We start from the raw sequence: 26190 nt of genomic DNA on the forward strand, positions 1-26190 counted from the left end.
GATGGGGAGATGGGGGGATGGGGAGAAATTAACTGTCAACTGTCAACTGTCAACTAACTCCTCACTCCTAACTCCAAACTCCTAACTCCTCACTCCTAACTCCTAACTCCTCACTCCTAACTCCTAACTCCTCACTCCTCACTCCTAACTCCTCACTCCTCACTCTTCCGCCTTTCTTCGAGTTTAAGCAACATTTCTGCATGCATTTCGCGGGTTATGGGATAAAAATAGGTGAGAAATAATCCGCAAATTAAACATACTATGGGAACGGGACCAACAGCGATACGGATGGCTGAGAGTGCTGTATCTGGTTGTATGGGTAATTGAGTTTGTCCGGGAATATTTTCTTGAAAACCTGAAGCTTCTAAAGCGATTCCGACCAAAAATAAACCAAACGCTAAACCGAATTTTTGCAGTAATACCATGAAACCATAAAATACTCCTTCGCGACGTTGCCCGGTTTGTAATTCATCTAGTTCAATTACATCAGGCATCATTGACCAAGGAACTAAATAAGCAACGGATACTCCTGAACCTGCGATTACTGCTAAAACATACATTAAACCAATTTGACCCGGCTGCAAGAAGAATAATCCTGTAGCTGCAATAATCCATAAAAACATTCCCATAAAGTAAACGGCTTTTTTCCCAACTCGTTTACTTAATGCACCCCAGACAAACAACATTAATAAAGCGGTTCCTTGTACCCCAATCATGACTACGGGTACATCTGATTCTTGCAGTTTCATGCAATAAATCACAAAGTAAGGGATAACGCTAGCGGTAATTTGTACCCCCAACCAGGAAAAAAGATATATACCAATGACGAATAAAAAAGGCTTATTCTTAAAAACAATCTTTATTTGTTCTGTGATGGGAAGTGATTTGCTTTCCTCGGTTTGAGTACGTTTCGCTTCAAAAGTCAAAACGCGATCGCGAGTTCCCCAGACGCACCAAAATAGTCCTAATACTGAAATTACTCCACAGATTGCGGCTAAAACTAAATACTGTTGTTGACGATTAAAAATTTCCGAAAATTTTGGCGAAAATATTAGTTGTGCTAAAAATAATGAAAGAATACTACCGCCGATGGAAAAAGCAAAGCGAATACTATTAAGACTGGTTCTTTCGTCATAATCTTGAGTTAATTCTGGAGTCATTGCCGTATAAGGCAAATTGACTACTGTATAAAATACTTGAGATATGACTCCAATGATGACGTAATACCAAAATAATCCCCAAACATTAGTAGTCGGTACAATCCACTGTAAAAAGAAGAAAATACCAAAGGGAATTGCACCATATAATAACCAAGGAAGACGACGACCCCAACGACCCGATTTAGTGCGATCGGTCATCACTCCTACTATCGGGTCATTAATAGCATCCCAAATCTTACCTACCATTAAAATACTACCAGCTAAACCTGCTGGAATACCTGCCACATTTGTAAAGAAAAATAGTAGATAAAATACGGAAATATTTGCAGTAATTGCCGGTCCCAAATCTCCTGCACCATAAGCTAACTTGGTTTTTAAGTCAAGTTTTTTATCTTTACCGACATCTTGGGGATAATCATCAGCCGGAGAATCATTCATAATACCCACACTCGTATTACAATAAAAAGTTTGGCATCTACTATTAGTATTAGGTTTAAATTAACTCCCTTATGCCAGACCTTTATATCTCGTGGTCAGATTATCACCACAAAATTGAACAACTAGCTGCTCAAATCTATCAATCCGGCTGGGAATTCAACCAAATAGTCTGCCTTGCTAGAGGTGGACTGCGAGTCGGAGATATTATTTCCCGTATATACAAGCAGCCGCTAGCAATATTAGCAACATCATCTTACAGCGGTGTGGGCAAGCAAGAAAGGGGACAATTAACCTTTTCTCATCATTTAACTATGACTACAGAAACCTTAGGCTCGCGAATTCTGTTAGTTGATGACTTAGTAGATTCAGGAATCACCCTCAAAGATACTATTCCTTGGTTAAAGAAAAATAGTGAAACTAATATTGAAGAAATTCGTACTGGTGTAATTTGGTATAAAGCTTGTTCGGTAATAGTTCCTGATTACTATACAGATTACCTATCCGACAACCCTTGGATTCATCAACCATTTGAACATTATGAATTCATCAATCCAGCCCAACTTGCCGAACAAAAATTAGGAGTTAGTTGACAGTTGACAGTTGTTTTATTAACTCCCAACTCCTAACTCCTCACTCCCAACTCCCAACTCCTAACTCCCAACTCCCAACTCCTAACTCCTAACTCCTCACTCCTAACTCCTAACTCCTCACTCCTAACTAAAATAGTGCGAGCCATATCGGAAGAGTTACGAGTAATAATACAGTTCCTAGGGCAATTGTACTTACTGCTAAATCACTATCAAGTTTGAAGGCTTCGGCAATTATCAAAGTGGAGAAGGCGGGAGGCATTGCTGTTTGTAGTAAAATTATTTGTGCTGGAGTACCTGTTACCCCTAAAAGTGGTAAACTGCCGCCTAAAATTATTGGTACTAGCAGCATTTTGATGGCGACGCTAGCTCCTGCTTGGGGTACATTCTGCCAAGAGTGGAGTTTGCTTAATCGCATCCCCATTAAAACTAAAGATAAAATTATCCCACTCCAACCAAATTTTTCTAAATAAAATTCTGCGACTTGGGGAATTTTTACTTGACGAAACAACAAGCCGAATCCGAAACTCCATAAAGCAGGATTGATCAATAAAACTTTGATGTTTTGCCAAAAGTTGGCAGCACTACCACCAAAACGGGCTGCAAGAGCCACACCCAAACCCCAAGTACCAAACAACGAACCTAATAAATCATAAAATAATGCCCAGGCAAAATATTCAGTACCATATATTGCTAAGGCGATTGGATAACCAAGAAAAGCCGTATTGCCAATCATTGACGATAAAATAAAACTTCCCTGAGTCGGCGATTGCGGTACTGTATTTGTAAAATAATGTTGGCATTTTATTCCCACCCAAGCAAAAAATGCTCCTAGTAAAATCGCTATGTAAGCAACTGCGGGTGCAATCAAAACTGTTCCCGATAAATCCGCTTGCCGTAAAAAAGCGACAATTCCTATAGGTATACCTATCCAAAATAGAAACTGAGCTAAGCGAGTTGGAACCGTATTTGGGAGCCTACGTCCCAGGATAAATCCGATTAAGACCAATCCTGATAGCTTAAGGTATAGTTCTAAAAGGTTTGTCAAAACGTTTTAGTAGGAATTGCATATGTAACCTGTAATCTAACAGGTTTCCTTCTCTCCAGTCTACAATCTTTAATGATTACTGAACATTCATCAGGAGTTGAGCCTTGAATAATGAGTTTTCCGAAGAAGTACAAAACTCAACCCCCTCTGAAATTCGCGAAGATATTCCCCAAGCTTTGCGCGATACTCCTGATGCGGTACCCAAGCTAGGTTTAAATCCCTCGTTTTTGGCGATCGCCGGAGTCACGGGTTTTGTTCTGCTGGCTGCAATTAGTGGTTTGATATTTTACCTTGCTGCTCCCAAAAATACTGTTGAGCCGCAACCTTCGCCTAGTGATTCGCTTTCTCCGACTACACAGAATACCGATTCTGTCAAGAAAAAAGCTCTTTTAGGTCATTTAGAATACCCAGAAGCTCCAGAATCAGAAATTGTGGCAATAAATGCCAACGGACGGGTAAGATTGCGAGCATCTGCGGGTCAAAAATTTGAGCAGATGGTGAAAGATGCTCGAAAAGCTGGTATCAGATTAGTACCAATTTCAGGGTTTCGCTCGATTCAAGAACAGGAACAGTTATTTTTTAAAGTAGGTGCCAAACGTAATCAAACACCAGCCCAAAGAGCATCAGTTAGCGCTCCTCCCGGACACAGCGAACATCACACGGGTTATGCTGTAGATATTGGTGATGGTGCAGTACCTGCAACGAATCTGAGTGAAAATTTTGAAAATACTCAAGCCTTTAAATGGCTCGAAGCTAACGCTGCTCGTTACGGTTTTGAATTATCATTCCCTAAAGATAATTCACAAGGTGTAAGTTACGAACCCTGGCACTGGAGATTTGTTGGCGATCGCGATAGTTTGGAGACTTTTTATAAATCAAGGGATATTAAGCCAGTTCCTACACCGGAGTCTTAAGGAATACGTGGGGAATTTACCTGGCGGTTGAAACCGCGGCTACACAAACAAAACCCGCCTACGCGGGTTTATAAGTTAATGGTGTAGAGACGTAGCAGTGCTACGTCTCTTTATTTATGGGGTACAGAATTTACAAATTTTTTGTGATGCTGAAAAAAATCTATTCGCTGCAATCAACATTTTAGAATCTCTAAGACCGGGATTAACTGATGACCAAAAAATCTCAATCTTTGAAAAACAAATTGGTACTTACCGCTTTCTCCAAACAGTCTTAATTGCCCAAAATAAAACGATCGCAGCATTAGAAGTATCCGAACGCGGTCGCGCTAGGGCATTAATAGAATTATTATCTTCTAAATCTAACTCTAATCAACTATCAAATATCAAACCACCTAACATCGAACAAATTAAGCAAATCGCTCAACAACAAAAAGCTACATTTGTCGAATATTCATTTGTTAACGAATCAGTTGAGGATAAAAAGAAACAACATCCCAAACTCTATATCTGGGTAATCAAACCTACAGGAGAAATAACCTTTAAACAAGTCGATCTCAAATCCCTCGACACACCTTTAGCAGAACTTGTAAAAAGCAGTCGTGTATCAATTGGTGCAAGGGGTATAAATGTAGAACCAACTAAACCAGTTAATCAAAAACAAAACTTACAAAAACTGCATGAATTATTAATCAAACCGATCGCTTCCCATCTCCCCACAAATCCAGACGATCGCGTAATTTTCATCCCTCACGAATCTTTATTTCTGGTTCCTTTCCCAGCGTTGATCGATGCATCGGGTAAATACCTAATCGAAAAACACACCATCATGAGTGCGCCAGCTATTCAGGTATTGGAATTAACAAATAAAAATAATACAAACAAGTTAAATCTAAGCTCTTTACAACCAAAAGATTTATTAATTGTAGGTAATCCTACCATGCCGATTGTAGGAATTCCACCCGCGCAACTACCCCCGCTACCTGGTGCAGAAACGGAAGCTCTTGCGATACCTTCGGTGAGCTTCGCTTAACGCCAAATTATTCAACACCACTCCACTCACTGGTAATCAAGCCAGCAAATCTAGCGTATTACAAAAAATATCTAGCGCTAAAATAATTCACTTGGCAACGCATGGATTGCTTGATGGCAAGGATTTTGGGGAACGTACTCCCGGTGCGATCGCGCTTGCACCAGATACCCCCGTTTCATCATCCCCTAATAAAGCTAATAAATTGAGCGATGTAAACGAAGGTTTACTCAAAACTACAGAAATTATAGATATCAAGCTAAACGCCGATTTAGTTGTACTGAGTGCTTGCGATACTGGTAGGGGACAAATTACCGGGGATGGCGTAATAGGCTTATCGCGATCGCTGATAACTGCTGGTGCATCAAGTGTAATTGTTTCGCTGTGGAAGATTCCCGATGATTCCACATCGGAATTGATGACCGAATTTTATCGCCAATGGGAGAAAACAGGAGATAAAGCTGCTTCGTTGCGTACTGCTATGCTGATAACCATGAAAAATAATCCCGAACCCATACATTGGGCGGCGTTTACGTTGGTTGGCGAAGCGGAGTAGTATTATTTGAAGGGAAATATTAATGATTTTAATATTATGCTAATAAATCATCTACGGCTACACTAAAACCTTTCAAAACATGAAGCGTACTCACAATTTGACCAGATGTAAACATCAAACCCCGATCTACAGTAATTACCATCACCCATCGGCTTTGGGGATATACTAACCAAACTTCTTCAGCGCCAGACTCTAAATATTCCTGTGCTTTTAACAATATATTTTCTGCTAAATCTGTAGGAGAGCTTTGACTAGTAACCTTTTTTGTAGACAAGCAATGTCAATTCGGGACAATTGTCTATATTTTTTTGATGTATTTTATGCTTCGTTTTTTGCTAAAATCTTAGAAAAGCTTTCTTGATTGATATGTAAAAACCGTAGCTACATCAAGATGTTTAACAATCACGCGGATGGCTTAACCGTGTAAGCTTGTTGAGGGTTAACCGCTCCCATGCCCCCGTTGAAACAAGAAATAAAAGTCTAGACTTGTCTAGTTTTTATATAGCAGACAATCTCAGCACTTAAAGGAAAACTAATCGGTAAAGTCGGAAGATTGCCAAATTCTGCAACAAGTTCGGGAGTTAAATAAGCTACATCAGGAGAACGTCCTTGTTGATTTGTACGACAAGGCACATCTGTATAAACTTCGCCTCCTTGTCCGCTAGAATCTTTATAATCTTCCCAATAGCGACCTAGCCTTAATTGAATTTTCCCATGTCTGAGCGTTATATCAGTTTTTTCTACTAATTGACCATCCACCCATTCGGTTTTTTCTGGTGGATTGATCGTAAAATCCTCTAGAGAAAAATTATCCCACTTAAGCCTTGCTAATACCATAATTAATTATTTTAAATATTCCCCAAAATCTCATCTACCCTAATACTCACATCATCAAAAGCCTGAATAAATAAATCACCCCTGCTAAATTTCTGTATGCTTTTATAAATACCATTAACAGGTTCTCGATAAACTTCTACGCATTCGGAGTTAATATCAACTAACCAAACTTTTATTACACCTTCTTGGGCATAAAGAGGAACTTTTACTTCTCGGTCATATTTAATAGTACTATCAGCAACTTCTATAACGAGCAAAATATCTTTTGGCTGCGGATGGGCTGATGCGTAAAAATCTTCACGGGGTTTTAATAAAACTACATCTGGTTGTGGTTCTGAACTATCATCTAATCCAACGGGATTTTGAACGCTGATAATTACTTTGTCGCCCAATTTTGTATGTAACACATTATCCAAACGTCTTACACAAGCAGCGTGTTTCGTTCCTATAGCCGCCATTTCAATTATTTCTCCCCGAATCAATTCCACCCTGTCGTCTTCATTCAGAATGCCAGACTCTGCCATTTTATGGAATTGTTCAACTGTAAATTTCCGTCTGAGCAATTGTACGGTCATTTCAATTTTGGATTTTGGATTTTAGATTTTGGATTGCTTATTACTAGTTTTACTGGTTCCCAGTAAGACGGCTGGGAACCCATACTGGTTCCCAGTAAGACGGCTGGGAATCCCTAACCGGAGGCTCTGCCTCCAGTATAAGTGGAAGGCAGAGCCTTCCAGAAATGCATTACAAGGCAGAGCCTTGTAACGAGGAGAAACGAGAAAACGAGAGAACTTTTTACTGGTTCCCAGTCTTACTGGTTTACTGGTTCCCAGTAAGACGGCTGGGAATCCATAACCGGAGGCTCTGCCTCCAGTATAAGTGGAAGGCAGAGCCTTCCAGAAATGCATTACAAGGCAGAGCCTTGTAACGAGGAGAAACGAGAAAACGAGAAAAACAAGAAAATTAAACCCGCGCAGGCGGGTTTCGTTTGTGTAGCCGCGAATTCTATTCGCCAGGTTTGTAATTTACTTAAAAAATGGAGCTAAGCGGATTCGAACCGCTGACTTCCTCAATGCCATTGAGGCGCTCTACCAACTGAGCTATAACCCCGCAAAATGCATCTTTAATGATGCCTTAATGATTAATTGTTTGTCAATACACTTTATTTGAAGAAATTTAACAATGAAATTAATGATAATGATTAAGTAACAAAAAAATTATGATGAAGCTTGTAGTAAGTAGCTCATACAGTCTCCCATCAGAAAGTAGACTACCATCATAGCCGCAGCGGAAGAAGCAACTAACATACCAGCTAGCATCAGCGAAAATTCTTTGTCTTCAAAAGCTTTTTCCATTAAGTGTAAAGACCAAGCTACTAACGCTATATCAAAAAATAAAATCGGAATCAACATATTTCTTAAGTTATATTAATTATTGTTAATTTATATTAACATTGTTTCTCAGAACTGTGTTGAACCAATTTAGATGTTGAGAAAGCGAAAATTTTTCCTTTTCAAAGCGAATTTCGGACGGGTATTTTTCGCTCATTTAAGTAATTTTTGATTTGCGCTACACTAAGCTGTCCGTAATGCAAAAGCGATGCTAATAATGCGGCTTCTGCTTGTCCTTCGGTAACTGCGTTATATATGTGTTCGCAGTTTCCCGCGCCACCAGAGGCGATTACCGGAATATTTACAGAGTTTGCGATTGACTTTGTTAATTCAATGTCATAGCCAGCTTGAGTACCATCAGCATCCATACTCGTTACTAACAGTTCTCCGGCACCTCGTTTTTCAAGTTCTTGCGCCCAGTGGAGGGCATCTAAACCAGTATTTTCTCGTCCGCCGCGAATGTAAACATCCCAACCAGAAATATTTGTATCTAACCTGCGTTTAGCGTCGATCGCGACAACTATACATTGATTGCCAAAACGTTCGCTGGCTTGATTAATGAAATCTGGGTTTCGTACCGCAGTAGAATTAATACTAACCTTATCTGCTCCAGCTCGTAACAGTTCTTTAACATTTTCTAAGGTTTGGATGCCACCGCCGACAGTTAGGGGAATAAATACCTGTTCGGCAGTACGGTGAACTACGTCAAGAATGATACCTCTATCTTCATGAGTGGCTGTAATATCCAGAAATACTATCTCATCTGCGCCAGCTTCGTCGTAAACCTTTGCTAATTCTACTGGGTCGCCAGCATCCTTGAGGTCTACAAAGTTAACTCCTTTTACAACTCGTCCCGCTTTGACATCTAAGCACGGTAAAATTCTCTTAGCTAGCATGATTTATGAAAGTACTCCTATTGTATTGAGCCGGAATATAAATTTTAGAACTGACACGCTCTACTCGGCAAAAAAAAATTTGGCATCAGTGTTTTTTCGCATTTCGTGGGGCGATGAATTTTTCTTCATTGCTTCAATTTTTTAAACAAGCCTTTACACTACCTATAAGCGGACTATGGCGATTATCTCCTCTAAAAAACAGCCCCAGCCTGAAGAACCGGACAAACAACCACGGCAGCGAAAGCAAGTTGCAAAAGAATCGAGCAATGAAAATCTTTTACAACCCCAAGCAGCTATAGATGAAACTGACAATAAAGAAGAGGGTATTCGTCCACAGCGATTTGCCGATTATATTGGGCAAAAAGATTTAAAAGATGTACTCGAAATTGCCATAAAAGCAGCCAAATCCAGAGGTGAAGTACTAGACCACCTACTGCTTTACGGTCCTCCAGGGCTGGGTAAAACTACAATGGCAATGATTTTAGCATCAGAGATGGGGGTAAATTATAAAATTACTAGCGCTCCTGCTTTGGAACGTCCCCGAGATATTATGGGATTGCTGATTAACCTTAAGCCTGGGGATATTATCTTTATTGATGAAATTCATCGCCTCTCCCGGATGACCGAAGAAATCTTATACCCGGCGATGGAAGATTATCGTTTAGATATTACTGTAGGTAGAGGCTCTAGCGCTCGTACCCGCAGCATTCCTTTATCAAAGTTTACTTTAGTTGGAGCAACAACCCGCGTCGGGGCTTTGACTTCTCCTTTGCGCGATCGCTTTGGTTTAATTCAAAAACTGAGATTTTATGAAGTAGAAGAACTCAGTCAAATTGTTTTGCGAACCGCTCAATTACTTAAAACTGATGTAAACAAAGATGGAGCGCTGGAAATTGCTCGTAGAGCGCGAGGAACACCGCGTATTGCCAATAGATTACTCAAACGTGTCCGCGATTATGCTGAGGTCAAATCAACTGGGGAGATTAACGAAGCCATCGCATCTGAAGCTCTACAATTGTTCCAAGTAGACCCCTGCGGCTTAGATTGGACTGACCGCACTATGTTAAGCACCATTGTAGAGCAATTCAATGGTGGTCCTGTGGGATTAGACACAATTGCCGCTGCCACGGGTGAAGACACCCAAACTATTGAGGAGGTATATGAACCATATTTAATGCAAATTGGTTACTTACAGCGGACTCATCGTGGTAGGGTAGCAACACCTGCTGCATACAAACATTTAGGTTTTAAACCGCCAAATGAACAATTATCTTTGCTTGGGTAATGGGTAATTGTTAATGGGTAATGGGTAATTGGTAATGGGTAATGGGTAATGGGTAATTGGTAATTGGTAATAAGCTTACTCCTTACTCCTTACTCCCTACTCCCTACTCCCTGGCTCTTGTGTGACTATATTCAATTGAATAAGTACTCAGACAGAATTAATTACATACTAATATTTTCTATTCCCCATTCCCTATTCCCTATTCCCCATTCCCTATTCCCTATCTCAACGTGAGAAATGAACTTAATTTTGTCCAACTACTTATAAATAAATTACTATGATGAAACTAATCGCAATTTTACTAAGTGTACTTCTAATATTTGTCAATTGGGTTGAGCCTGTCGCTGCTTTAAATCAACCTGCTAATCTGACACAAGAACAATTAAAACAACAAGATGAGTTTGCAAATCAAGCTTTTGCTGCAACTAATAAAGGTGATTTTGCTACAGCGGAGAAATATTGGACAAAAATTATCGAAGCATTTCCCGATAATGCAGCAGCTTTGAGTAATCGGGGAAATTCTAGAGTTAGTCAAAACAAGTTAGAAGCAGCACTAGCTGATTTTAATAAATCTGTAGAGCTTGCACCTAATGTTACTGACCCTTATTTAAATAGAGGAACTGCTTTAGAAGGTTTGGGAAGATGGGATGAAGCGATCGCCGATTATAATCATGTTTTGGAATTAGACCCTTCCGATGCAATGGCTTATAATAATCGGGGAAATGCTGAAGCTGGTTTGAAGAAATGGGATGAAGCTATAGCAGACTATCAAAAATCAGCGGAAATCGCCCCAAATTTTGCTTTTGCTCGCGCTAATTACGTTCTTGCTCTTTACGAAACTGGTCAAAAAGATCAAGCTATCCGGGAGATGAAGAATATTATCCGTAAATATCCCCAGTTTCCTGATGTACGCGCTGCACTTACTGCTGCACTTTGGGTAGAAGGAGAAAAAGGTGAAGCCGAAAGTAACTGGGTTGCAGCTTATGGATTAGACAGTCGTTACAAAGATATTGATTGGGTCAAAAATGTGCGACGCTGGCCTGATAGTATGGTAGCTGCTTTGGAAAAGTTTTTGAAGTTGCAGTGATTTAACATATTTATAATGTTTTAATTAATGCAATAATTATTTCTCTAGAAAAAGTGGCACTATTTTTTTATACTATATTTTCTTGTTCATACTGTTTCCAAGTGCGCTAATTTATGATTTTACACATAGGTGCGAAATTAAATAAATCTTATTACTTAAAAGTGCATAAGCTGATCAAGAAGACACCCTAATAAATATTAGGAATTATAAAAAAGCGCGCTGGAGTTAAAAGCATCTATCATGACTTATTTTGGTATTATTTGTCCCCCTGCAATTGGTCATCTCAATCCAATGTGTGCTTTGGGAAAGGAATTAAAACATAGAGGTCATCGTGTCACATTGTTCCAAGTTCCAGAAATGGAGAACAAGCTCAAAACAACTGGATTAGAATTTCAGCAAATTGGTGCGGCAGAATATGAACCTGGAGAAATAGCCAAATTTTATAAAGAATTAGGAGAAAATAGTGGAATTTCTGGTCTTAAGCTGATTATTAAGTTCTTTCAAAAAGAAATGATGATGCATTTCCGAAGGCTTCCAGAAGTTCTTAAACAAGCTGGTGTGGAAGCGTTATTAGTAGACCAAACTACATTATCAGGTGAAACAGTCGCTGATTATCTGGGACTTCCTTACGTGACAGTTTGTAACGCTTTATTAATTAATAAAGAAGATACCGTTCCGCCTTATTTTACCAACTGGACTTACAATACTGCTTGGTGGGCGCATTTGCGAAATCGTGCGGGAAACTCTTTACTTAATCGTCTTGGAAATCCAATTTGGGAAGCTGTACAAAACCAACGCCGTCAATGGAACTTAAAGCCTTATGCTAACCGTAATCATATAGGCTCAAGATTAGCTCAAATATGTCAACTACCCCCAGGATATGACTTTCCGCGAGTCGAATTACCTGAATGTTTTCATTATACGGGACCTTTACAAGACCCTTCTGGAAAAGAACCTATATCGTTTTCTTCAATATCTTTTCCTTTTGAAAAGTTAACAGGTCAACCATTAATTTATGCAGCTTTAGGAACTTTACAAAATCGCAAGCCAGAAATTTTTGAATGTATTGCTGAAGCTTGTGTGGACTTAGAAGCACAACTAGTTATTTCATTAGGAAATCCAGATTATCAAGATTATGATATGAAATTACCAGGTTCACCCATAGTTGTACCTTTTGTACCACAGCAACAATTAATTGATAAAGCTAGTTTAGTGGTTACCCATGCAGGAATGAATACTACTTTAGGAGCATTAAGCAGCGGTGTACCAATGGTTGCAATTCCCATTACCAGCGAACAACCTGGAATTGCGATGCGTACAGTTTGGAGTGGTGCAGGGGAAGCAATTGCTTTGAAAAAATTGAGTGTTCCTAAATTACGAGAAACTATTAAGCGAGTATTAACAGAAGATTCTTACAAGCAAAATGCTTTGAAATTACAAACAGCAATTCGTAATGCTGGGGGTGTAAAACGGGCTGCGGATATCATCGAAAAAGCTGTATCTACAAGGGAGCCTGTATTAGTTCAAAGATAACAACATAAGATTTTTTTTATGTTATGAGTCATCAGCAGACTTGGTGTTTGCTGAGTATTCTTGCTTAGGATAGCTTGTTTAGTAATCAAAATCACCTTGATAATTCGACGACAATCACAGAAGTCGGGTTTTTACGATAAATATCCGTAACATTAAAAATACTAATAAAAACCCGACTTCTTACCGCACCTAGTAATCGAGGATTTACCATCGTAGCGAATGCTTCTTGCAGGGTACTCACGTTAAGAGATTAGAGAGTACGAAATTTTTTATTTGTCTAAACATAATTTATTCATGCTGAATAATTGTAAATGACAATACAAATAACAGCATTTATAAAACCATTTAATTTCATACATTAAAATTTAAAAGATAATAACATTTCAGACATATTTAATAATAAAAAACAGCTAGATGTTTATTGTAATACTTATATTTATATACAGATATATTATACTTCATGTGATTTCATCAGGGTGTAATAAAGGTGCAATAAATAAAAATACTCTTTAAACATCCCTAACGACAGTTTTAGAATATCTTGGTGCATCTATTCTAAATCTTTTATAATCATACGCTGTCAGATTTTATTTGAGAAATTTATCTATATAGATAAACGATATTTTCCTGCGGTTTTGAGAAACTGTTTGTCAAGTAAACCTTAAATTGTCAGATACATTAAGGGTTTCTTTAAAACACTAATAAATATGATGATTTACGGCTGAATTAATCTTTTTCAAACTTTCCAATTTTTACATCACCGTAACACACAATACTTAAGAGTCTAAATTGATTATTTAAACGCCTTTAAAGTACAAAATAACAATACTTAACAAGTAATATATATGCGTATTTTTAATATAGCAACTTACACATTTTTAGCATTATCTCTACCTCAAATTGCTTTTGCAAACGAGGATAATGTTAATTCCAATCAAGATTATAAATTACAATCAGAAAATTCAATTACTTTAATTACTAAATTAAAAGAAGCTAAGCAAGAAGTTCAACAGCAAAAACAAATTATTCCGAATACTCCCGAATTTGACACTTTTGACAATAATAAATTATCAGCGGAATTTTCCCCAATTAGTACTCAAGCAAAAGATTTGCAAATAGAAAGTAACTCATCTCCTTTAGAAAAACCCCCTACAAGAATTTTTAATTTAGAAACTGCAAATCAACTACCAAAAGGTTCCGTACAGTTTACAGCGGGTAGTCATCAAGCAAATCCCGCAGATAATCGAAGAGGAAATACTGGTTATCAAAATTATTACACTTCCTTAGATTGGGGAGCTACAGATAAATTACAGTTAAGTGTTGCGGCACAATTTTTTGATGATCCTACTAAAACTCAAATTAATGGAACATTCCCTAATTTAACAGTTGCATCTTTTGCACCAAGTGCTAAATATCAAGTATTTAAAAATGAACGGTTGAAAGTAGCGGTAAGTGGTGCAGTTGAATTATTAGAACTTTCTTCTGATCCTGGATTATTTAATACTACAAATAAAAAATCTTCAGAATATTTTGGCATCGGAAAAGTAGAGGTTCCAGTTACTTATAATGCCGATAAAAAACTTCAGTTACACTTCACTCCTGGAGTAGTATTCTATCCCGATAAAGTAAAAGGAGCAGATTTTTACGGCACTTTTGTTAATCTCGGTGCGGGAATAAGTTGGCAAAGTTCGGAAAAATTAAATTTATTTGCTAATGGTAATTTACCTTTAGGACCTGGTGGTAATACTTTAAATTCTCAAGATAATTCTATTTCTCGTAAATTATTATGGACTGCCGGTACCCGCTATGCAATAAATCCTCGTGCTGGAATAGAAGTTTACGGAACAAATGCATTCGGTGCAACTCCAACCACTAGTCTTTTAAGTTTTATCCCAGATGGAAATGAAGTAATATTTGGTGCTAATGTGAAATATATTTTTGATTTCGGTCAAAATTATGTTTCTAGTTTTGGAAATAAACCAGATATTCCTTTATCTAATCGTGACAAACAGTTATTATTAGATGGTTTAACTCTTAGTAGTGCCAGTACTTTATCACCAGACCAAATCAGATTAACTGCGGGTTTAACATCCGGAGGTAACGCTAAATTAAATCTGATGTATGGTTTAGCGAATGATTTACAGCTAGAAATTCCCATCGAACAATTTGGAAATGACGATAATCTTTCTAAGTCCGAAACTTTTGGAAATGCAACTAAATTTGGTGCGGGTGCAAAATTAAGATTTTTAAACCAAGCACAAGGAGATCCATTTTCTCTAAGTTTAAAAGTGAAAGGTGTTAGAGATAGTAAACGTCCTAGAGTAGGGACTTTATCTGCTGAAATGCCCATTGTTTATCAAAATAGCAATACAACGGCACTATTTTTTAATCCTAAAGCAGCATTTTATCGACAACAAGAACGTTTCGGTTTAGGATTGGGAATCAATCAAGTTTTATCCAAAAAACTACAGTTAATTGCAGAAATAACTCCAGTTCCCGGACATGAATTAATTTGGAGTACGGGTTTACGCTACTTTGAATCCGGGGCAGATTTAGGATTAGATATTTACGCAAGTAATACCAGTGGACAAAATGGAATCGGGGGATTAGTCGCAGATACGAGTACTAATATTGGTTTTAATGTCCATTGGTTATTTCGTTTATAAGTAGGGAGTTAGGAGTTAGTACCACCGGAGTTAGGAGTTAGGGGTGAGGAGTTAGTACCACCGGAGTTAGTACCACCGGAGTTAGTACCACCGGAGTTAGGGGTGAAGAGTTAGTACCACCGGAGTTAGGAGTTAGTAGTACTTGACCACAGAAATTTTGCGGGGTTGGGGTAGTGCGTTACCCTAACGGGTCAGCAAGCTGAACGCGTAGCGTGTCCGCAAGGACATACTTCTAGCTCGCTCGTGATAGCTAGCGAGCTTTCCGGTATGCCCCTCCGGGGCAGGCTACGCCAACGCACTACGAATTTCTTACCCATCATAATTAATGTGGCAGAGTAGTAGTAGTTCACCACATAAGTTATGAGGGGTAATCAATGTAATATTGTAGGTTGGGCTGTTCGCGCAAGCGTTGCGAAGCAAAACGTAGTGGAGCCTCGGCACCCGCGTTGGGTTGCGCTATGTCCTGTCGGACAGGCTTCGCCAACGCTTAACCCAACCTACGAAGAGGTATTTTAACTCCTCAAAATTAATGTGGTGGACCAGTAGTAGTCTTTTTCATTTATTCTGACGGGTTCATTTATCTGCGAAACCATGTAGAGACGCGAAATTTCGCGTCTCTACAATCCCGCATAACTAATGAAATGAATTTGATTGACATCAAAGGCAAAGGAGAAATGCATACTTATTTATTAATGTCTAATTAGTTAAGAGTTGAATTACTTTTAGATTTTGGACCGAAAAAAAAACTGAGAATAGCGCAATAAAGATTTTTTGGCTTACTGATATCGCTTCTTATTACTCCATATTTTCTATCCATTGCATAGATAAAATTCTATAAATGTTAGAAATAATATAGTTATCATTGCAATTACTCTATGATTTTTTAAGTATAATCACTGGCTTTTAGTAATGATAAAGTTTTACTTATATAACTAATCTAATATTTATTTAATAATTACCAGTTCAAGGTATATCTTTTTTATATCAAAGGCTATATTCTAGTTTTAACAGCAATTAACTCTCTGGTAAACCGACTTGAAAAGGAGTTTACTTGAGTTTATATTGCAGATTCTTATTGTTAACCTCAGTTATCAAAAAAAGCAGAGTTAACTGATATTTCCCGATACTTACTTGCTATTAACAGCAGTAGATATTGGTCGGTTTTGTAATACAAACTTAACATAAATTGACCAAAAAAACATCGTGACAAAGTTTTTTAATATCTGAATCAAGGAGGAATTACAACGTGGATTTTTTGTCTGATTTTTTGGGGGGCTTCCTAGCGCAGTTACAGTCCCCGACACTCGGCTTTCTGATTGCTGGTATGGTCGCTGCCGCCTTCCATAGCCGACTGGCAATTCCAGATCCGGTCTATAAGTTCATCGTCTTCATGCTGCTCATAAAAGTCGGTTTGACTGGTGGACAGGAGATTCGTAATGCCAATCTGGTGCAGATGCTTTTGCCCGCAGTATTCGCCATAGTAGTAGGTATCCTGATCGTGTTCATCGGGCGCTACACTTTGTGCAATCTGCCGAACGTCAAAACCGAGGATGGCATTGCGACAGCAGGCTTGTTCGGTGCTGTGAGTGGCTCTACCTTCGCCGCCGCCCTGACGCTACTGGAAACGCAAAAAATCCCATACGAGGCTTGGTCTGCTGCGCTTTATCCCTTTATGGACATCCCAGCGCTCGTGACTGCGATCGTCTTGGCTAGCGTTCATACCAAGAACAAGCGCGATTCCGCAGACGAGTATCTCAGTAAGCAGAAGTATCTCAGCAAGCAGGGCGTTAACGCAGGCGGGTATCCCAGCGAGCAGGGCATTATCGCACGTGGTTATCCCAGTAAGCAGGACGATACCGCAAGCAAGCGGGTCAAGATATGGCCGATTGTAAAGGAAAGCCTCCAAGGATCTGCCCTATCGGCACTGCTGCTTGGTCTCGCTCTAGGCTTGCTAACCAAACCGGAAAGTGTCTATGAAAGCTTCTACGAACCTCTCTTCCGTGGACTACTTTCGGTACTGATGCTGATCATGGGTATGGAGGCTACGGCAAGGCTTGGCGAACTGCGTAAGGTGGCTCAGTGGTTCGCTGTATATGCAGTGGTGTTTCCCCTGCTGCATGGTTTCATCGCCTTCGGTCTCGGCATGATTGCCCACGTCGTCACGGGATTCAGCCTTGGCGGTGTCGTCGTCCTGTCCGTCATGGCCGCCTCCAGCTCAGACATCTCAGGGCCGCCCACTTTACGAGCCGGTATCCCGTCGGCTAATCCCTCTGCTTACATCGGCGCATCCACAGCCGTCGGCACGCCGGTTGCGATTGCCTTGGGAATACCGCTGTACATCGGTCTCGCCCAGGCACTGGGCGCGGGCGGCTGATTCCAGATAGGTCGTGGTCTGCTGGTGTTCCCCTGACCCGGCAACCAACGCAGCGGCTAGATGTCGTTTTCCTAAGTTTCTATATATACTGCTAAGGGTGGAAAATGAACTTTGTCATACTGAGTCCTGAGCGAAGCGAAAAAACTCAAGGGCAGTGAAGTATTTCAGAAATTATAAGCGCAAACGCAGGAAGAAAGCGAACAGAATGACATTTTTGAAGCGTTTTTATTTTAGTATAGTTCAATGAATAATATAGGAGGTAACCAACATGACTCAGAAAGCCAGCAAGCTCGTCATCGTCACGGAAAAGGTGCTGATGAAAAAGGTCGCCAAGATCATCGACGCAGCCGGGGCCACTGGTTATACGGTGGTGGATGCTGGCGGTAGAGGCAGTCGCAACGTGCGCTCGTCGGGACAACCCACCGTTTCCGACACCTACTCAAATGTAAAGTTCGAGGTACTCACCCCCAATCGGGATATGGCCGTGAAGATTTCGGATGAGGTCGCAACGCAGTTTTTCGACGATTATTCGGGCATTGCTTATCTGTGTGACGTGTTTGAGGTACTGCACGCGCACAAGTTCTGACTCAAAACCCAGCCGATCAAACCCAAAAAGCCGGGGCATGACCCCGGCTTTTTAGTGTCCGTGTTTTGTGCCTGCGGAACGTTGATGCCGGCGAAGAAGTCATGAAACTCCGAGTAGTTAATAATGGATATGGATATTGATTATTTCATAAGTTAAACTGTCTACAAAGATTGATTTATTTAGGCTGTTTTTCCACAAAATATATCAATAAACCACTTTCCTAAATTCAGAAATTCTGCATTTGTAGAATTGGTAAGACGCTCGATTTCTCTTTCAATCTTCGACATAGCTTTTTTACTCAGCCTATAATTCCCACGCTGAGCCTAGGAACAAGAAACTCCAAACTCCAAACTCAAACTTATGACTACGGAAATTCAAACTTCTCCAAAAATTAAATCCCGAAATTCAGGACAAAATTGGTTTCAAACTTTTGTATTATTAGCACCTGCTGGTATTTGGCTTTTATTATTATTAATACTACCAACACTGATAATTATTCAACTAAGTTTTGTCGATGGAATTAAGCCTGGAGATATTGTTAATCCAACGGGTTTTGAGAACTATTTGCGTATATTTGATCCAATTAATTTACAGGTAATAAATCGCTCTTTAGTTTTAGCATTAGCAACTACAGTAATTTGTTTTGTGTCAGGCTTTCCCGTTGCTTTTTGGATTGCACGAATGGCACCAAAATCTTGGCGGAATTTACTACTTATCGGTTTTATTTTACCTTTGTGGACTTCTTCACTACTTCGTTCTTATGCTTGGATTACGATTTTACGTCCTACAGGTTTACTTAATAGTGTATTAGCTTATTTCAATTTACCAATTTTAGATTTACTTAATAGCTTATCAGCTGTATTAATTGGGATGAGCTATAATTTGCTGCCTTATATGGTTTTAATTTTATACGCTTCCCTGGAAAAACTAGATCAACGTTTGCTCGAAGCAGCATCCGATTTAGGAGCAAATTCTATACAGGTATTTTGGAAAGTAACCGTACCTCAAATTTTACCCGGTATTGCTGCTGCTTCTATGCTGGTATTTATTACGGGATTAGGAGATTTTGTTAATCCGGAGTTACTCGGTGGTGCGTCGAGTATGACAGCAGCACGGTTAATTTACAATCAGTTTCTCGGAGCCGCTCAAAACTGGGGATTTGGTTCTGCGTTTAGTACAGTATTAATTTTGCTTGTCAGTATCGCCATCGCGTTTTTAATTAAGTTCGGTGACGCTAAACGCGATCGCTAATTTTTTCGAGACAGTAGAGGGAATTATTAATTTAGTTTTAAATTAATTTAGATTTAATTTAGATTTAATTTAGTTTTTAACAATCAAAATTTAGGGAAAATTTTTTTAAAAATCTCAATATTCCAGAACTGTTGAAGAAATGGGGTGATGAGCAAATAATTGTTTGAAAAGATACTCCATCAGCAGATTGATAACTGCTCACCGATTTGAAAGCTTCAAAAAAACACAAATATTGTACGTCTTTAGTTAGAGTACAAAAATCAATTAATACGTTATGTGTAAAGATGTGAAAGGTTAAAAAGCACACTTAAAGCTTTTCCTTTGACAAATTTTTGATGAAAAATTCATCCTATCGGAGTTCAGGAATGTCAGAATTAATTCAATCAATTTTAGATAGCGAAGAAAAAAGCGATTTTCGGTCATTACTGAGTGATTTACGTCAACAAGAACACAGTTATTTGCTACGTAATGAAATTGTTAATGCTTATAGTGAATTTTGTGCCAAAAATAAAAAATCAGATGAGTTTTATACAGGTTCAAACTTAAGTAAATTATTTTATTATACTCAAGAAATTATTCGAGAAGAATCGAGTTTCTGTTTCATTATCCGTCCGAAAATTGCTTCTCAAGAAGTCTATCGCTTAACAGAAGACTTAAATATTGAGAATATGACGACAAAAGAATTATTGAATGTACGAGACCGTTTTGTAAATAAATATAATCCTCAAGAAGGCGATTTATTAGAATTAGATTTCGCTCCTTTTTATGACTATTCTCCGCAAATTCGTGACCCGAAAAATATCGGTAAAGGAGTAGAATTTCTCAACCGTTATCTCTCAAGCAAACTATTTGCAGACTCCAAACAATGGCTGGAAAGTTTATTTAATTTTCTTCAACTGCACCAATATAGCGGCGTTCAACTACTAATAAATAGTAGTATAAAATCCCAACAACATCTTTCTCAACAACTGAAAAAAGCCATAGACTTAGTTACTAATCGTCCCAAAGAAGAATCTTACGAAGATTTTCGCTTTCAATTACAAACCATGGGTTTTGAACCCGGTTGGGGTAACACCGCTGCTCGTGTTTTAGAGACTTTAAATATTCTCGATGAGTTGATGGATTCCCCAGATCCTCAAACTTTGGAAGCATTTATTTCTCGGATTCCGATGATTTTTAAAATCGTCTTGGTGTCTTCCCACGGTTGGTTTGCTCAAGAGGGAGTTTTAGGTCGTCCGGATACCGGAGGTCAGGTAGTTTATGTTCTCGATCAAGCTAAAAGTCTGGAAATACAACTCCAAGAAGATGCACAACTTGCTGGTTTAGAATCACTAAATGTTGAGCCAAAAGTAATTATTTTAACTCGTCTGATTCCTAATAGTGATGGTACCTTGTGTAACCAACGTTTGGAGAAAGTCCACGGTACTCAAAATGCTTGGATTCTCAGAGTTCCTTTCCGGGAATTTAATCCGAATATGACTCAAAATTGGATTTCTCGGTTTGAAATTTGGCCTTATTTAGAAACTTATGCTGTTGATGCAGAAAAAGAACTGTTAGCGGAGTTTCAAGGTAGACCAGATTTAATTGTTGGTAACTATACTGATGGTAATTTAGTTGCATTTCTACTATCGCGTCGTTTAAAGGTGACTCAATGTAATGTTGCTCATGCTTTGGAAAAATCAAAATATCTGTTTAGTAATTTATACTGGCAAGATTTAGAAGATAAGTATCATTTTTCCTTACAATTTACTGCCGATTTAATTGCCATGAATGCTGCCAACTTTATTGTTAGCAGCACTTATCAAGAAATTGTGGGAACGCCGGATAGTGTAGGACAGTATGAATCATATCAATGTTTTACCATGCCCGATTTGTATCATGTGGTAAATGGAATTGAACTGTTTAGTCCCAAGTTTAATGTAGTACCACCGGGGGTTAATGAGAGTTGCTTTTTTCCTTATACAAGAAAAGAGGAACGTGTTGAGAGCGATAGACAAAGATTAGAAGAAATGCTTTTTACTTTGGAAGATTCGACTCAAGTATTTGGTAAACTTGATGACCCAAACAAATGCCCTTTATTTTCAATGGCACGTTTGGATCGAATTAAAAATATGACAGGTTTAGCAGAATGTTTTGGTCAGAGTCTGGAATTACAAAAGCATTGTAATTTAATTTTGGTAGCCGGTAAATTGCGTGTTGAAGAGTCGGGGGATAACGAAGAACGCGACGAAATTATCAAGCTTTATAATGCGATTGAAAAATATAATCTTTATGGAAAGATTCGCTGGTTGGGAGTGCGTTTATCCAAAGCTGATTCTGGTGAAGTTTACCGAGTCATAGCTGATCGTCAAGGAATATTTGTTCAACCTGCTTTGTTTGAAGCTTTCGGTTTAACGATTTTAGAAGCGATGATTTCGGGATTACCAACTTTTGGAACCCAATTTGGCGGACCTTTAGAAATTATTCAGGATAAAGTAAATGGATTTTATATTAATCCAACTAATCTAGAGGAGACAGCCAGCAAAATATTAGATTTTGTCACTAAATACAAACAAAATCCTCATTATTGGCAGGAAATTTCTCAAGCTGGTATTAACAGAGTTTATAGTACTTATACCTGGAAAATTCACGTTAATAAGTTGCTAAGTTTAGCGCGAATTTATGGCTTCTGGAATTTTACTTCTAAAGAACAACGAGAAGATTTGTTGCGCTACCTTGAATCATTATTTTACTTAATGTACAAGCCAAGAGCGCAACAACAACTCCAACAACATCAATACCGCTAAATGGCTAAATAATTGTTTATATGATTATTACAGACTCGGCGAAATTCCCTCTAAAGCTTCTTTGCCAAGGATAAACTGGCTGGTTGCTATAATTAGGAATTTCCATCGGGTCTCTTTCTGTATGGAATGCAGCATATCTGGTCAATTCTTGCCAAGTCCGAGGTCCAACTATCCCATCTGCTCCTAATCGTCGATGTTCTTGAAAGGCTTTTACTGCTGTTTCTGTAAATACATCAAACCTTCCAGTTATTCCTACATTATAACGATTGTAAGTTAACAGCGTTTGCAAAACTCGCACAGCATCACCAGTATGACCATAACGCAAAATTGGTAACTGTTCACCTCGATAATACTGAGCTAGTAAACGTTGCTCTAAATTGTCATCTGTCTTTTGTGGTATATCCCATTGTTTTCTAAGATTAAGTCCGAGACTTCTCTCTGAGAAAGTTAAAGATTTGCCATTCATAGAATAGTCTTTTAATACAGCAGAAAAATTTTCTTTTCTCTCAAGCCTGTTGATTGAACTATAAGAACTTTGCCAGGAAATTTTGCTTCGGCTATCTTTAGGTATCTTTTGATACTTTACTTTTAACGCGGGCAAGTTGGATTTATCACTAGTCTGAGCCATAGAGCCAGGTAAACGCTGATTTATTAAACGTTGCTGAGCCTTCTCTAGATTGATTCTAAATACAGTTGATAATGTAGGCAGAAACGGTTGCCCCTGCGTTATAAAGGTTGCCACCAGCAAACCCAGTACGGTCATCTACTTGACCTCCTAATACCTACACTACTTATGACATTATCATAAGTTTACATCCGGAAATTCTCTTGACTTTAATGTAGTATATATCACCTTTAAGCTAACTCGTTTAACAGTATGATGCAAAGTATTTCCCACGACATTATTTTTACCTTGTCAATTCTTGCCAAGTTTGTAGTCCAACTACACCATCTATAGTTAAATTCCGTTTAGTTTGGAAAGCTTTTACAGCAATTTCTGTAAGAGCGCCGAAATTTCCATCAACTCTAATGGGATAGCCATTGACTAATAACAGTCGTTGCAACACTCTAACGGACAAACCGGAAGAACCAAAACTCAAGATTGGTAAGTTTTGATTGTAGCTACTAGAAACCCTTCCTGAATTAACTTGTCTTGGTTGTTTAAAACCTCCTGCCTGGATCTGTTTGAGTTGAGGAGTATTTTGTATTCCCTCAGCTAAACTAGATGGAGAAGTTGAAGGCAATATAATTTTATTAGTTGTAGTTGCTTGTAGCGAATTATTGACTAAAGATTGTTTTAAAATAATTGGCTGTTTTTTTTGAGAAATATAACCTCCTTTTAAGTGGCAACAATCAACAGATTCAATTCTATGTCTAATTTTTCTAAGTATATTTTCATTTTTTTGTAAAGTTACTTTTGAAGCAATTGGAATTACATTTGATTGAATAAATTCTGGTGGTGTAATGCGAGCAGGAGTGATTAAACCAGTTGATTGAATAAGATTTGATTCTTTAACACTAAAATCAAGCTCGACTGCTGTTTGATTAAATAAATAAGGCACAGATGGATGTCCTGTTGTTAGGGCAGTCGTTATCAGCAAGCCAATATCATTCATGGTATTTCATTTTACTAATACCCATATTTTCTTTACACAGAGTTTCCTACTGTTCTTCCGGAAAACTGCGTACTTGTACTTAAAAAACAAGTCACTCTCCGTTTTGATTTTCAATTAATCCCACTGATGAATCTGGAGGTTGAAAAATTTGACTATCTCCGCATTTTATGAAAAATGAGGATGATCAAAAAATTCTGTAAGTCAGAAATCAACTGTCTTACTTTAAACTTAGACCCCTGACATTCCTCCTAGGTTGCTAAACCTGGATTTCTCACAAGTAAGTGGTAAGCGTTGAGTGGCGGATTGATTTTCCCACTACTCACTCCAACTTCCTTCTTGTTTGTGAGAAATGCGGGTAAAGCCCATTTAGCTAAAACCGAATGAATTGTTCGTGGGAGAACTTTTTTTGCACGCTAGCGTAGTCTCCTTAAAATTTAAAATTTAAAATTAGTTTGGTTATTCTTCTCAAAAACAGGAATGGCTCTACTGTACCTTGATGCGCGTCAGATAGATGCAAGCGCGAATATAAATCAAACATTTTTCTCTATATTAAGAATGCAAAATACTAAAAATTCAAACACAAATATAAACGACATGGATTTTTTAAACTTCATGTTTACCATTCGCTTTAAACTCAACATCTGAATTTTATGAGCATTTGTGTAATTGTAATCTGCAACCAAGTTACAGAACTGTAATTCCTGTTACCCACTACAAAATCTGTCACAATCTATCTTGAATTTACAAAAAATAGTGCTTGACAATATCTTTTATACTTGTAGATTGTTTTCTGTCAGAAAATAATCTACAAGATAATCCCAAAGTATTAGGCAAATAAACTTACCATTAAGTACATAGATGTAATTTAGATAAATTAGTGCCTGAAATTAATATATACACAAATATAAACATTAAAACTCACTTCTAATCCTTTTGTTTCCTTGGTAAAGGGATGCCGCAGTCAAGGTGAGGTATTATATCTAATTACCTCCATATATGACACCTTTAACTTTTTATTTTGTAGCTCATTTAACTACAAAGTTATTTAATTTAAGTGCAAATACTAATCAAAAGTATTTATAAATCAACAAAATATTTATCACAGTGCTATCAAAATTTACCAGTTTTTTTAATTACTTTGAATCACCGTATTCTTTACATAATTAATGCAAATGTTCGGGAATAAATTAGTAAACTGTAACATTTGTCAGCCCATACTATAATTAACTTTCAAGCAAACTGATTAACAAAACTTTGGATGTAAAGGGAGAATCACGACGCAAAATTTTAATTAGATAAATAATTTGATGAAATTGCTGCATTTCTCCGCGATCGCGATAATATTCAGCAGCTTGCAGAAAATCCTCCCACGCTTGTTGTTGTCTACCATCTTTATAAAGAGCGAAACCTCTGCCAACGTATGCTGCACCTTGGTTGCGGTTGCGTTGAATTGATTCGGTAAAATCAGCAATCGCTTGCTGATATTTTTTTAGCTCGCGAAAAGCATAACCCCGATTGCAATAAAAACTCGCATCTGCGATATCATTTGAAATTGCTTGAGAAAAATAGGCGATCGCTAAATCAAATTCTTTGAGTTGTAGATAAGCTACACCCAATTCGTTGTGTATTGTGGCAATATCATGAGTATTTGTCTGAGATATCAGTTCTAAGGCTTTTTTATAGTCGCTGATGGCTTTTTGATAGCTTTCTTGCTCAAAATATGCCAAACCTCTATCGTAATAGGCTCGGAAGTCTGAAGGGTAAGTTCCCAGAAAGTAATTAAAATCCGCGATCGCTGCTGCGGTTAAGTGTAACTTATAATACGCAAAGCCGCGATTTAGATAAACTTCAAATAACTGCGAATTTTGTTCAATGGCTGTATTACAATCGGCGATGGTGTGCTGATAATCTGATAAATGTAAGTAAGCAAAACAACGATTGTAATAAGCTTTAGCGTAATTAGGATTAATCTCAATTGCTTGAGTAAAATTATCAATCGCTGCGGTGTATTTATTACTTTCGAGTTGTGCTACTCCTAATTGAAATAACTCCAATTCTTTCGAGCCACCCTGGTTTAATGCCAAAGCCTCAGTTTGAAATGAAAATACCATCAGTATAATAACCACAACCAAACTGAGAAAAATTTGGGAAA

General features: G+C 38.2%; 22 protein-coding genes, 1 tRNA gene and 1 pseudogene. 12 read left to right on the forward strand and 12 right to left on the reverse strand.

Features of this window, described 5'->3' with window-relative positions:
• Nucleotides 1-152 precede the first annotated feature (152 nt).
• The gene (locus tag IQ247_RS01185; protein WP_193916117.1) at nt 153-1598 is read right to left on the reverse strand and encodes an MFS transporter; all 1446 of its coding nucleotides are present in this window, start codon (nt 1596-1598) and stop codon (nt 153-155) included.
• Nucleotides 1599-1669: 71 nt separating this feature from the next.
• On the opposite strand from IQ247_RS01185, the gene IQ247_RS01190 reads away from it, so the two are divergent.
• The gene (locus IQ247_RS01190; protein ID WP_193916120.1) at nt 1670-2188 is read left to right on the forward strand and encodes a phosphoribosyltransferase; all 519 of its coding nucleotides are present in this window, start codon (nt 1670-1672) and stop codon (nt 2186-2188) included.
• 127 nt (nt 2189-2315) lie between these two features.
• Here the strand turns inward: IQ247_RS01190 and IQ247_RS01195 are convergent, their stop codons facing one another.
• Nucleotides 2316-3233 carry an AEC family transporter gene (locus tag IQ247_RS01195; RefSeq protein WP_193916123.1) on the reverse strand — a complete coding sequence of 306 codons (918 nt, stop codon included), beginning with the start codon at nt 3231-3233 and terminating at the stop codon, nt 2316-2318.
• Nucleotides 3234-3337: 104 nt separating this feature from the next.
• Here IQ247_RS01195 and IQ247_RS01200 point away from each other — a divergent pair, with 104 nt between their 5' ends.
• The 3 genes and pseudogenes from IQ247_RS01200 to IQ247_RS33030 all read left to right on the forward strand — a co-directional run.
• Nucleotides 3338-4147 (forward strand): M15 family metallopeptidase, encoded by an 810-nt coding sequence (locus IQ247_RS01200; RefSeq protein ID WP_193916126.1) that lies wholly within the window; start codon nt 3338-3340, stop codon nt 4145-4147.
• 97 nt (nt 4148-4244) lie between these two features.
• A complete protein-coding gene (locus tag IQ247_RS33305) occupies nt 4245-5177 on the forward strand; it encodes a CHAT domain-containing protein (RefSeq protein ID WP_322745367.1) in 933 nt (310 codons plus the stop codon).
• A gap of 31 nt (nt 5178-5208) precedes the next feature.
• Nucleotides 5209-5730: pseudogene (locus tag IQ247_RS33030) on the forward strand (CHAT domain-containing protein); the annotation flags it as partial.
• A gap of 34 nt (nt 5731-5764) precedes the next feature.
• On the opposite strand, the gene IQ247_RS01210 reads toward IQ247_RS33030, so the two are convergent.
• The 6 genes from IQ247_RS01210 to hisF form a co-directional block, all read right to left on the reverse strand.
• A complete protein-coding gene (locus IQ247_RS01210; protein WP_193916129.1) occupies nt 5765-6004 on the reverse strand; it encodes a PDDEXK family nuclease in 240 nt (79 codons plus the stop codon).
• A gap of 206 nt (nt 6005-6210) precedes the next feature.
• Complete coding sequence (locus IQ247_RS01215) at nt 6211-6567, reverse strand: Uma2 family endonuclease (protein WP_322745368.1); 357 nt, start codon at nt 6565-6567, stop codon at nt 6211-6213.
• Nucleotides 6568-6578: 11 nt separating this feature from the next.
• Nucleotides 6579-7142, reverse strand: a complete 564-nt coding sequence (locus tag IQ247_RS01220) for a Uma2 family endonuclease (RefSeq protein WP_193916132.1) — start codon at nt 7140-7142, stop codon at nt 6579-6581.
• A 462-nt stretch (nt 7143-7604) separates the two neighbouring features.
• Nucleotides 7605-7677, reverse strand: a tRNA-Ala gene (locus IQ247_RS01225).
• A gap of 107 nt (nt 7678-7784) precedes the next feature.
• Entirely contained in the window at nt 7785-7979 is a 195-nt protein-coding gene (locus IQ247_RS01230) for a hypothetical protein (protein WP_193916135.1), read from the reverse strand.
• A 101-nt stretch (nt 7980-8080) separates the two neighbouring features.
• Nucleotides 8081-8854 (reverse strand): imidazole glycerol phosphate synthase subunit HisF, encoded by a 774-nt coding sequence (gene hisF / locus IQ247_RS01235; protein ID WP_193916138.1) that lies wholly within the window; start codon nt 8852-8854, stop codon nt 8081-8083.
• Nucleotides 8855-9029: 175 nt separating this feature from the next.
• Between hisF and ruvB the strand changes: the two genes are divergently transcribed.
• The 3 genes from ruvB (at nt 9030) to IQ247_RS01250 (ending at nt 12759) form a co-directional block, all read left to right on the forward strand.
• A complete protein-coding gene (ruvB, locus tag IQ247_RS01240; protein WP_193916141.1) occupies nt 9030-10139 on the forward strand; it encodes a Holliday junction branch migration DNA helicase RuvB in 1110 nt (369 codons plus the stop codon).
• A gap of 277 nt (nt 10140-10416) precedes the next feature.
• Nucleotides 10417-11226 carry a tetratricopeptide repeat protein gene (locus tag IQ247_RS01245; protein WP_193916143.1) on the forward strand — a complete coding sequence of 270 codons (810 nt, stop codon included), beginning with the start codon at nt 10417-10419 and terminating at the stop codon, nt 11224-11226.
• Nucleotides 11227-11466: 240 nt separating this feature from the next.
• Nucleotides 11467-12759: a glycosyltransferase gene (locus IQ247_RS01250; protein WP_193916145.1), complete on the forward strand. Its 1293-nt coding sequence runs from the start codon at nt 11467-11469 to the stop codon at nt 12757-12759.
• Between the two features lie 91 nt (nt 12760-12850).
• On the opposite strand, the gene IQ247_RS01255 is transcribed toward IQ247_RS01250, so the two are convergent.
• Complete coding sequence (locus tag IQ247_RS01255; protein ID WP_193916147.1) at nt 12851-13000, reverse strand: hypothetical protein; 150 nt, start codon at nt 12998-13000, stop codon at nt 12851-12853.
• 604 nt (nt 13001-13604) lie between these two features.
• On the opposite strand from IQ247_RS01255, the gene IQ247_RS01260 reads away from it, so the two are divergent.
• From IQ247_RS01260 to IQ247_RS01280, 5 genes are all read left to right on the forward strand, one after another.
• Nucleotides 13605-15425: a porin gene (locus IQ247_RS01260; RefSeq protein WP_193916149.1), complete on the forward strand. Its 1821-nt coding sequence runs from the start codon at nt 13605-13607 to the stop codon at nt 15423-15425.
• A gap of 1246 nt (nt 15426-16671) precedes the next feature.
• Nucleotides 16672-17799, forward strand: coding sequence for a sodium-dependent bicarbonate transport family permease (locus IQ247_RS01265; RefSeq protein WP_193916151.1), 1128 nt, complete (start codon nt 16672-16674; stop codon nt 17797-17799).
• A gap of 268 nt (nt 17800-18067) precedes the next feature.
• Nucleotides 18068-18385, forward strand: a complete 318-nt coding sequence (locus IQ247_RS01270; RefSeq protein WP_193916153.1) for a P-II family nitrogen regulator — start codon at nt 18068-18070, stop codon at nt 18383-18385.
• A 360-nt stretch (nt 18386-18745) separates the two neighbouring features.
• Nucleotides 18746-19636: an ABC transporter permease gene (locus IQ247_RS01275; protein ID WP_193916156.1), complete on the forward strand. Its 891-nt coding sequence runs from the start codon at nt 18746-18748 to the stop codon at nt 19634-19636.
• A gap of 365 nt (nt 19637-20001) precedes the next feature.
• Complete coding sequence (locus IQ247_RS01280; protein WP_193916159.1) at nt 20002-22422, forward strand: sucrose synthase; 2421 nt, start codon at nt 20002-20004, stop codon at nt 22420-22422.
• Between the two features lie 16 nt (nt 22423-22438).
• Here the strand turns inward: IQ247_RS01280 and IQ247_RS01285 are convergent, their stop codons facing one another.
• From IQ247_RS01285 to IQ247_RS01295, 3 genes are all read right to left on the reverse strand, one after another.
• The gene (locus tag IQ247_RS01285; RefSeq protein WP_228059387.1) at nt 22439-23185 is read right to left on the reverse strand and encodes a peptidoglycan-binding domain-containing protein; all 747 of its coding nucleotides are present in this window, start codon (nt 23183-23185) and stop codon (nt 22439-22441) included.
• 145 nt (nt 23186-23330) lie between these two features.
• Nucleotides 23331-24038, reverse strand: coding sequence for a peptidoglycan-binding domain-containing protein (locus IQ247_RS01290; RefSeq protein WP_193916162.1), 708 nt, complete (start codon nt 24036-24038; stop codon nt 23331-23333).
• 1223 nt (nt 24039-25261) lie between these two features.
• Nucleotides 25262-26149 (reverse strand): tetratricopeptide repeat protein, encoded by an 888-nt coding sequence (locus IQ247_RS01295; RefSeq protein WP_193916165.1) that lies wholly within the window; start codon nt 26147-26149, stop codon nt 25262-25264.
• Nucleotides 26150-26190: the final 41 nt, after the last annotated feature.

This window comes from Plectonema cf. radiosum LEGE 06105 (assembly GCF_015207665.1).
Lineage (GTDB): Bacteria > Cyanobacteriota > Cyanobacteriia > Cyanobacteriales > Nostocaceae > Rivularia > Rivularia radiosa_A.

Coding starts and splice junctions, on each gene's coding strand:
- IQ247_RS01280 (WP_193916159.1), top strand. CDS start 20,002: ATGTCAGAATTAATTCAATCAATTTTAGATAGCGAAGAAAAAAGCGAT.
- IQ247_RS01275 (WP_193916156.1), top strand. CDS start 18,746: ATGACTACGGAAATTCAAACTTCTCCAAAAATTAAATCCCGAAATTCA.
- IQ247_RS01190 (WP_193916120.1), top strand. CDS start 1,670: ATGCCAGACCTTTATATCTCGTGGTCAGATTATCACCACAAAATTGAA.
- IQ247_RS01260 (WP_193916149.1), top strand. CDS start 13,605: ATGCGTATTTTTAATATAGCAACTTACACATTTTTAGCATTATCTCTA.
- hisF (WP_193916138.1), bottom strand. CDS start 8,854: ATGCTAGCTAAGAGAATTTTACCGTGCTTAGATGTCAAAGCGGGACGA.
- IQ247_RS01185 (WP_193916117.1), bottom strand. CDS start 1,598: ATGAATGATTCTCCGGCTGATGATTATCCCCAAGATGTCGGTAAAGAT.
- ruvB (WP_193916141.1), top strand. CDS start 9,030: ATGGCGATTATCTCCTCTAAAAAACAGCCCCAGCCTGAAGAACCGGAC.
- IQ247_RS01245 (WP_193916143.1), top strand. CDS start 10,417: ATGATGAAACTAATCGCAATTTTACTAAGTGTACTTCTAATATTTGTC.
- IQ247_RS01270 (WP_193916153.1), top strand. CDS start 18,068: ATGACTCAGAAAGCCAGCAAGCTCGTCATCGTCACGGAAAAGGTGCTG.
- IQ247_RS01215 (WP_322745368.1), bottom strand. CDS start 6,567: ATGGTATTAGCAAGGCTTAAGTGGGATAATTTTTCTCTAGAGGATTTT.
- IQ247_RS01295 (WP_193916165.1), bottom strand. CDS start 26,149: ATGGTATTTTCATTTCAAACTGAGGCTTTGGCATTAAACCAGGGTGGC.
- IQ247_RS01220 (WP_193916132.1), bottom strand. CDS start 7,142: ATGACCGTACAATTGCTCAGACGGAAATTTACAGTTGAACAATTCCAT.
- IQ247_RS01250 (WP_193916145.1), top strand. CDS start 11,467: ATGACTTATTTTGGTATTATTTGTCCCCCTGCAATTGGTCATCTCAAT.
- IQ247_RS01290 (WP_193916162.1), bottom strand. CDS start 24,038: ATGAATGATATTGGCTTGCTGATAACGACTGCCCTAACAACAGGACAT.
- IQ247_RS01285 (WP_228059387.1), bottom strand. CDS start 23,185: ATGACCGTACTGGGTTTGCTGGTGGCAACCTTTATAACGCAGGGGCAA.
- IQ247_RS01230 (WP_193916135.1), bottom strand. CDS start 7,979: ATGTTGATTCCGATTTTATTTTTTGATATAGCGTTAGTAGCTTGGTCT.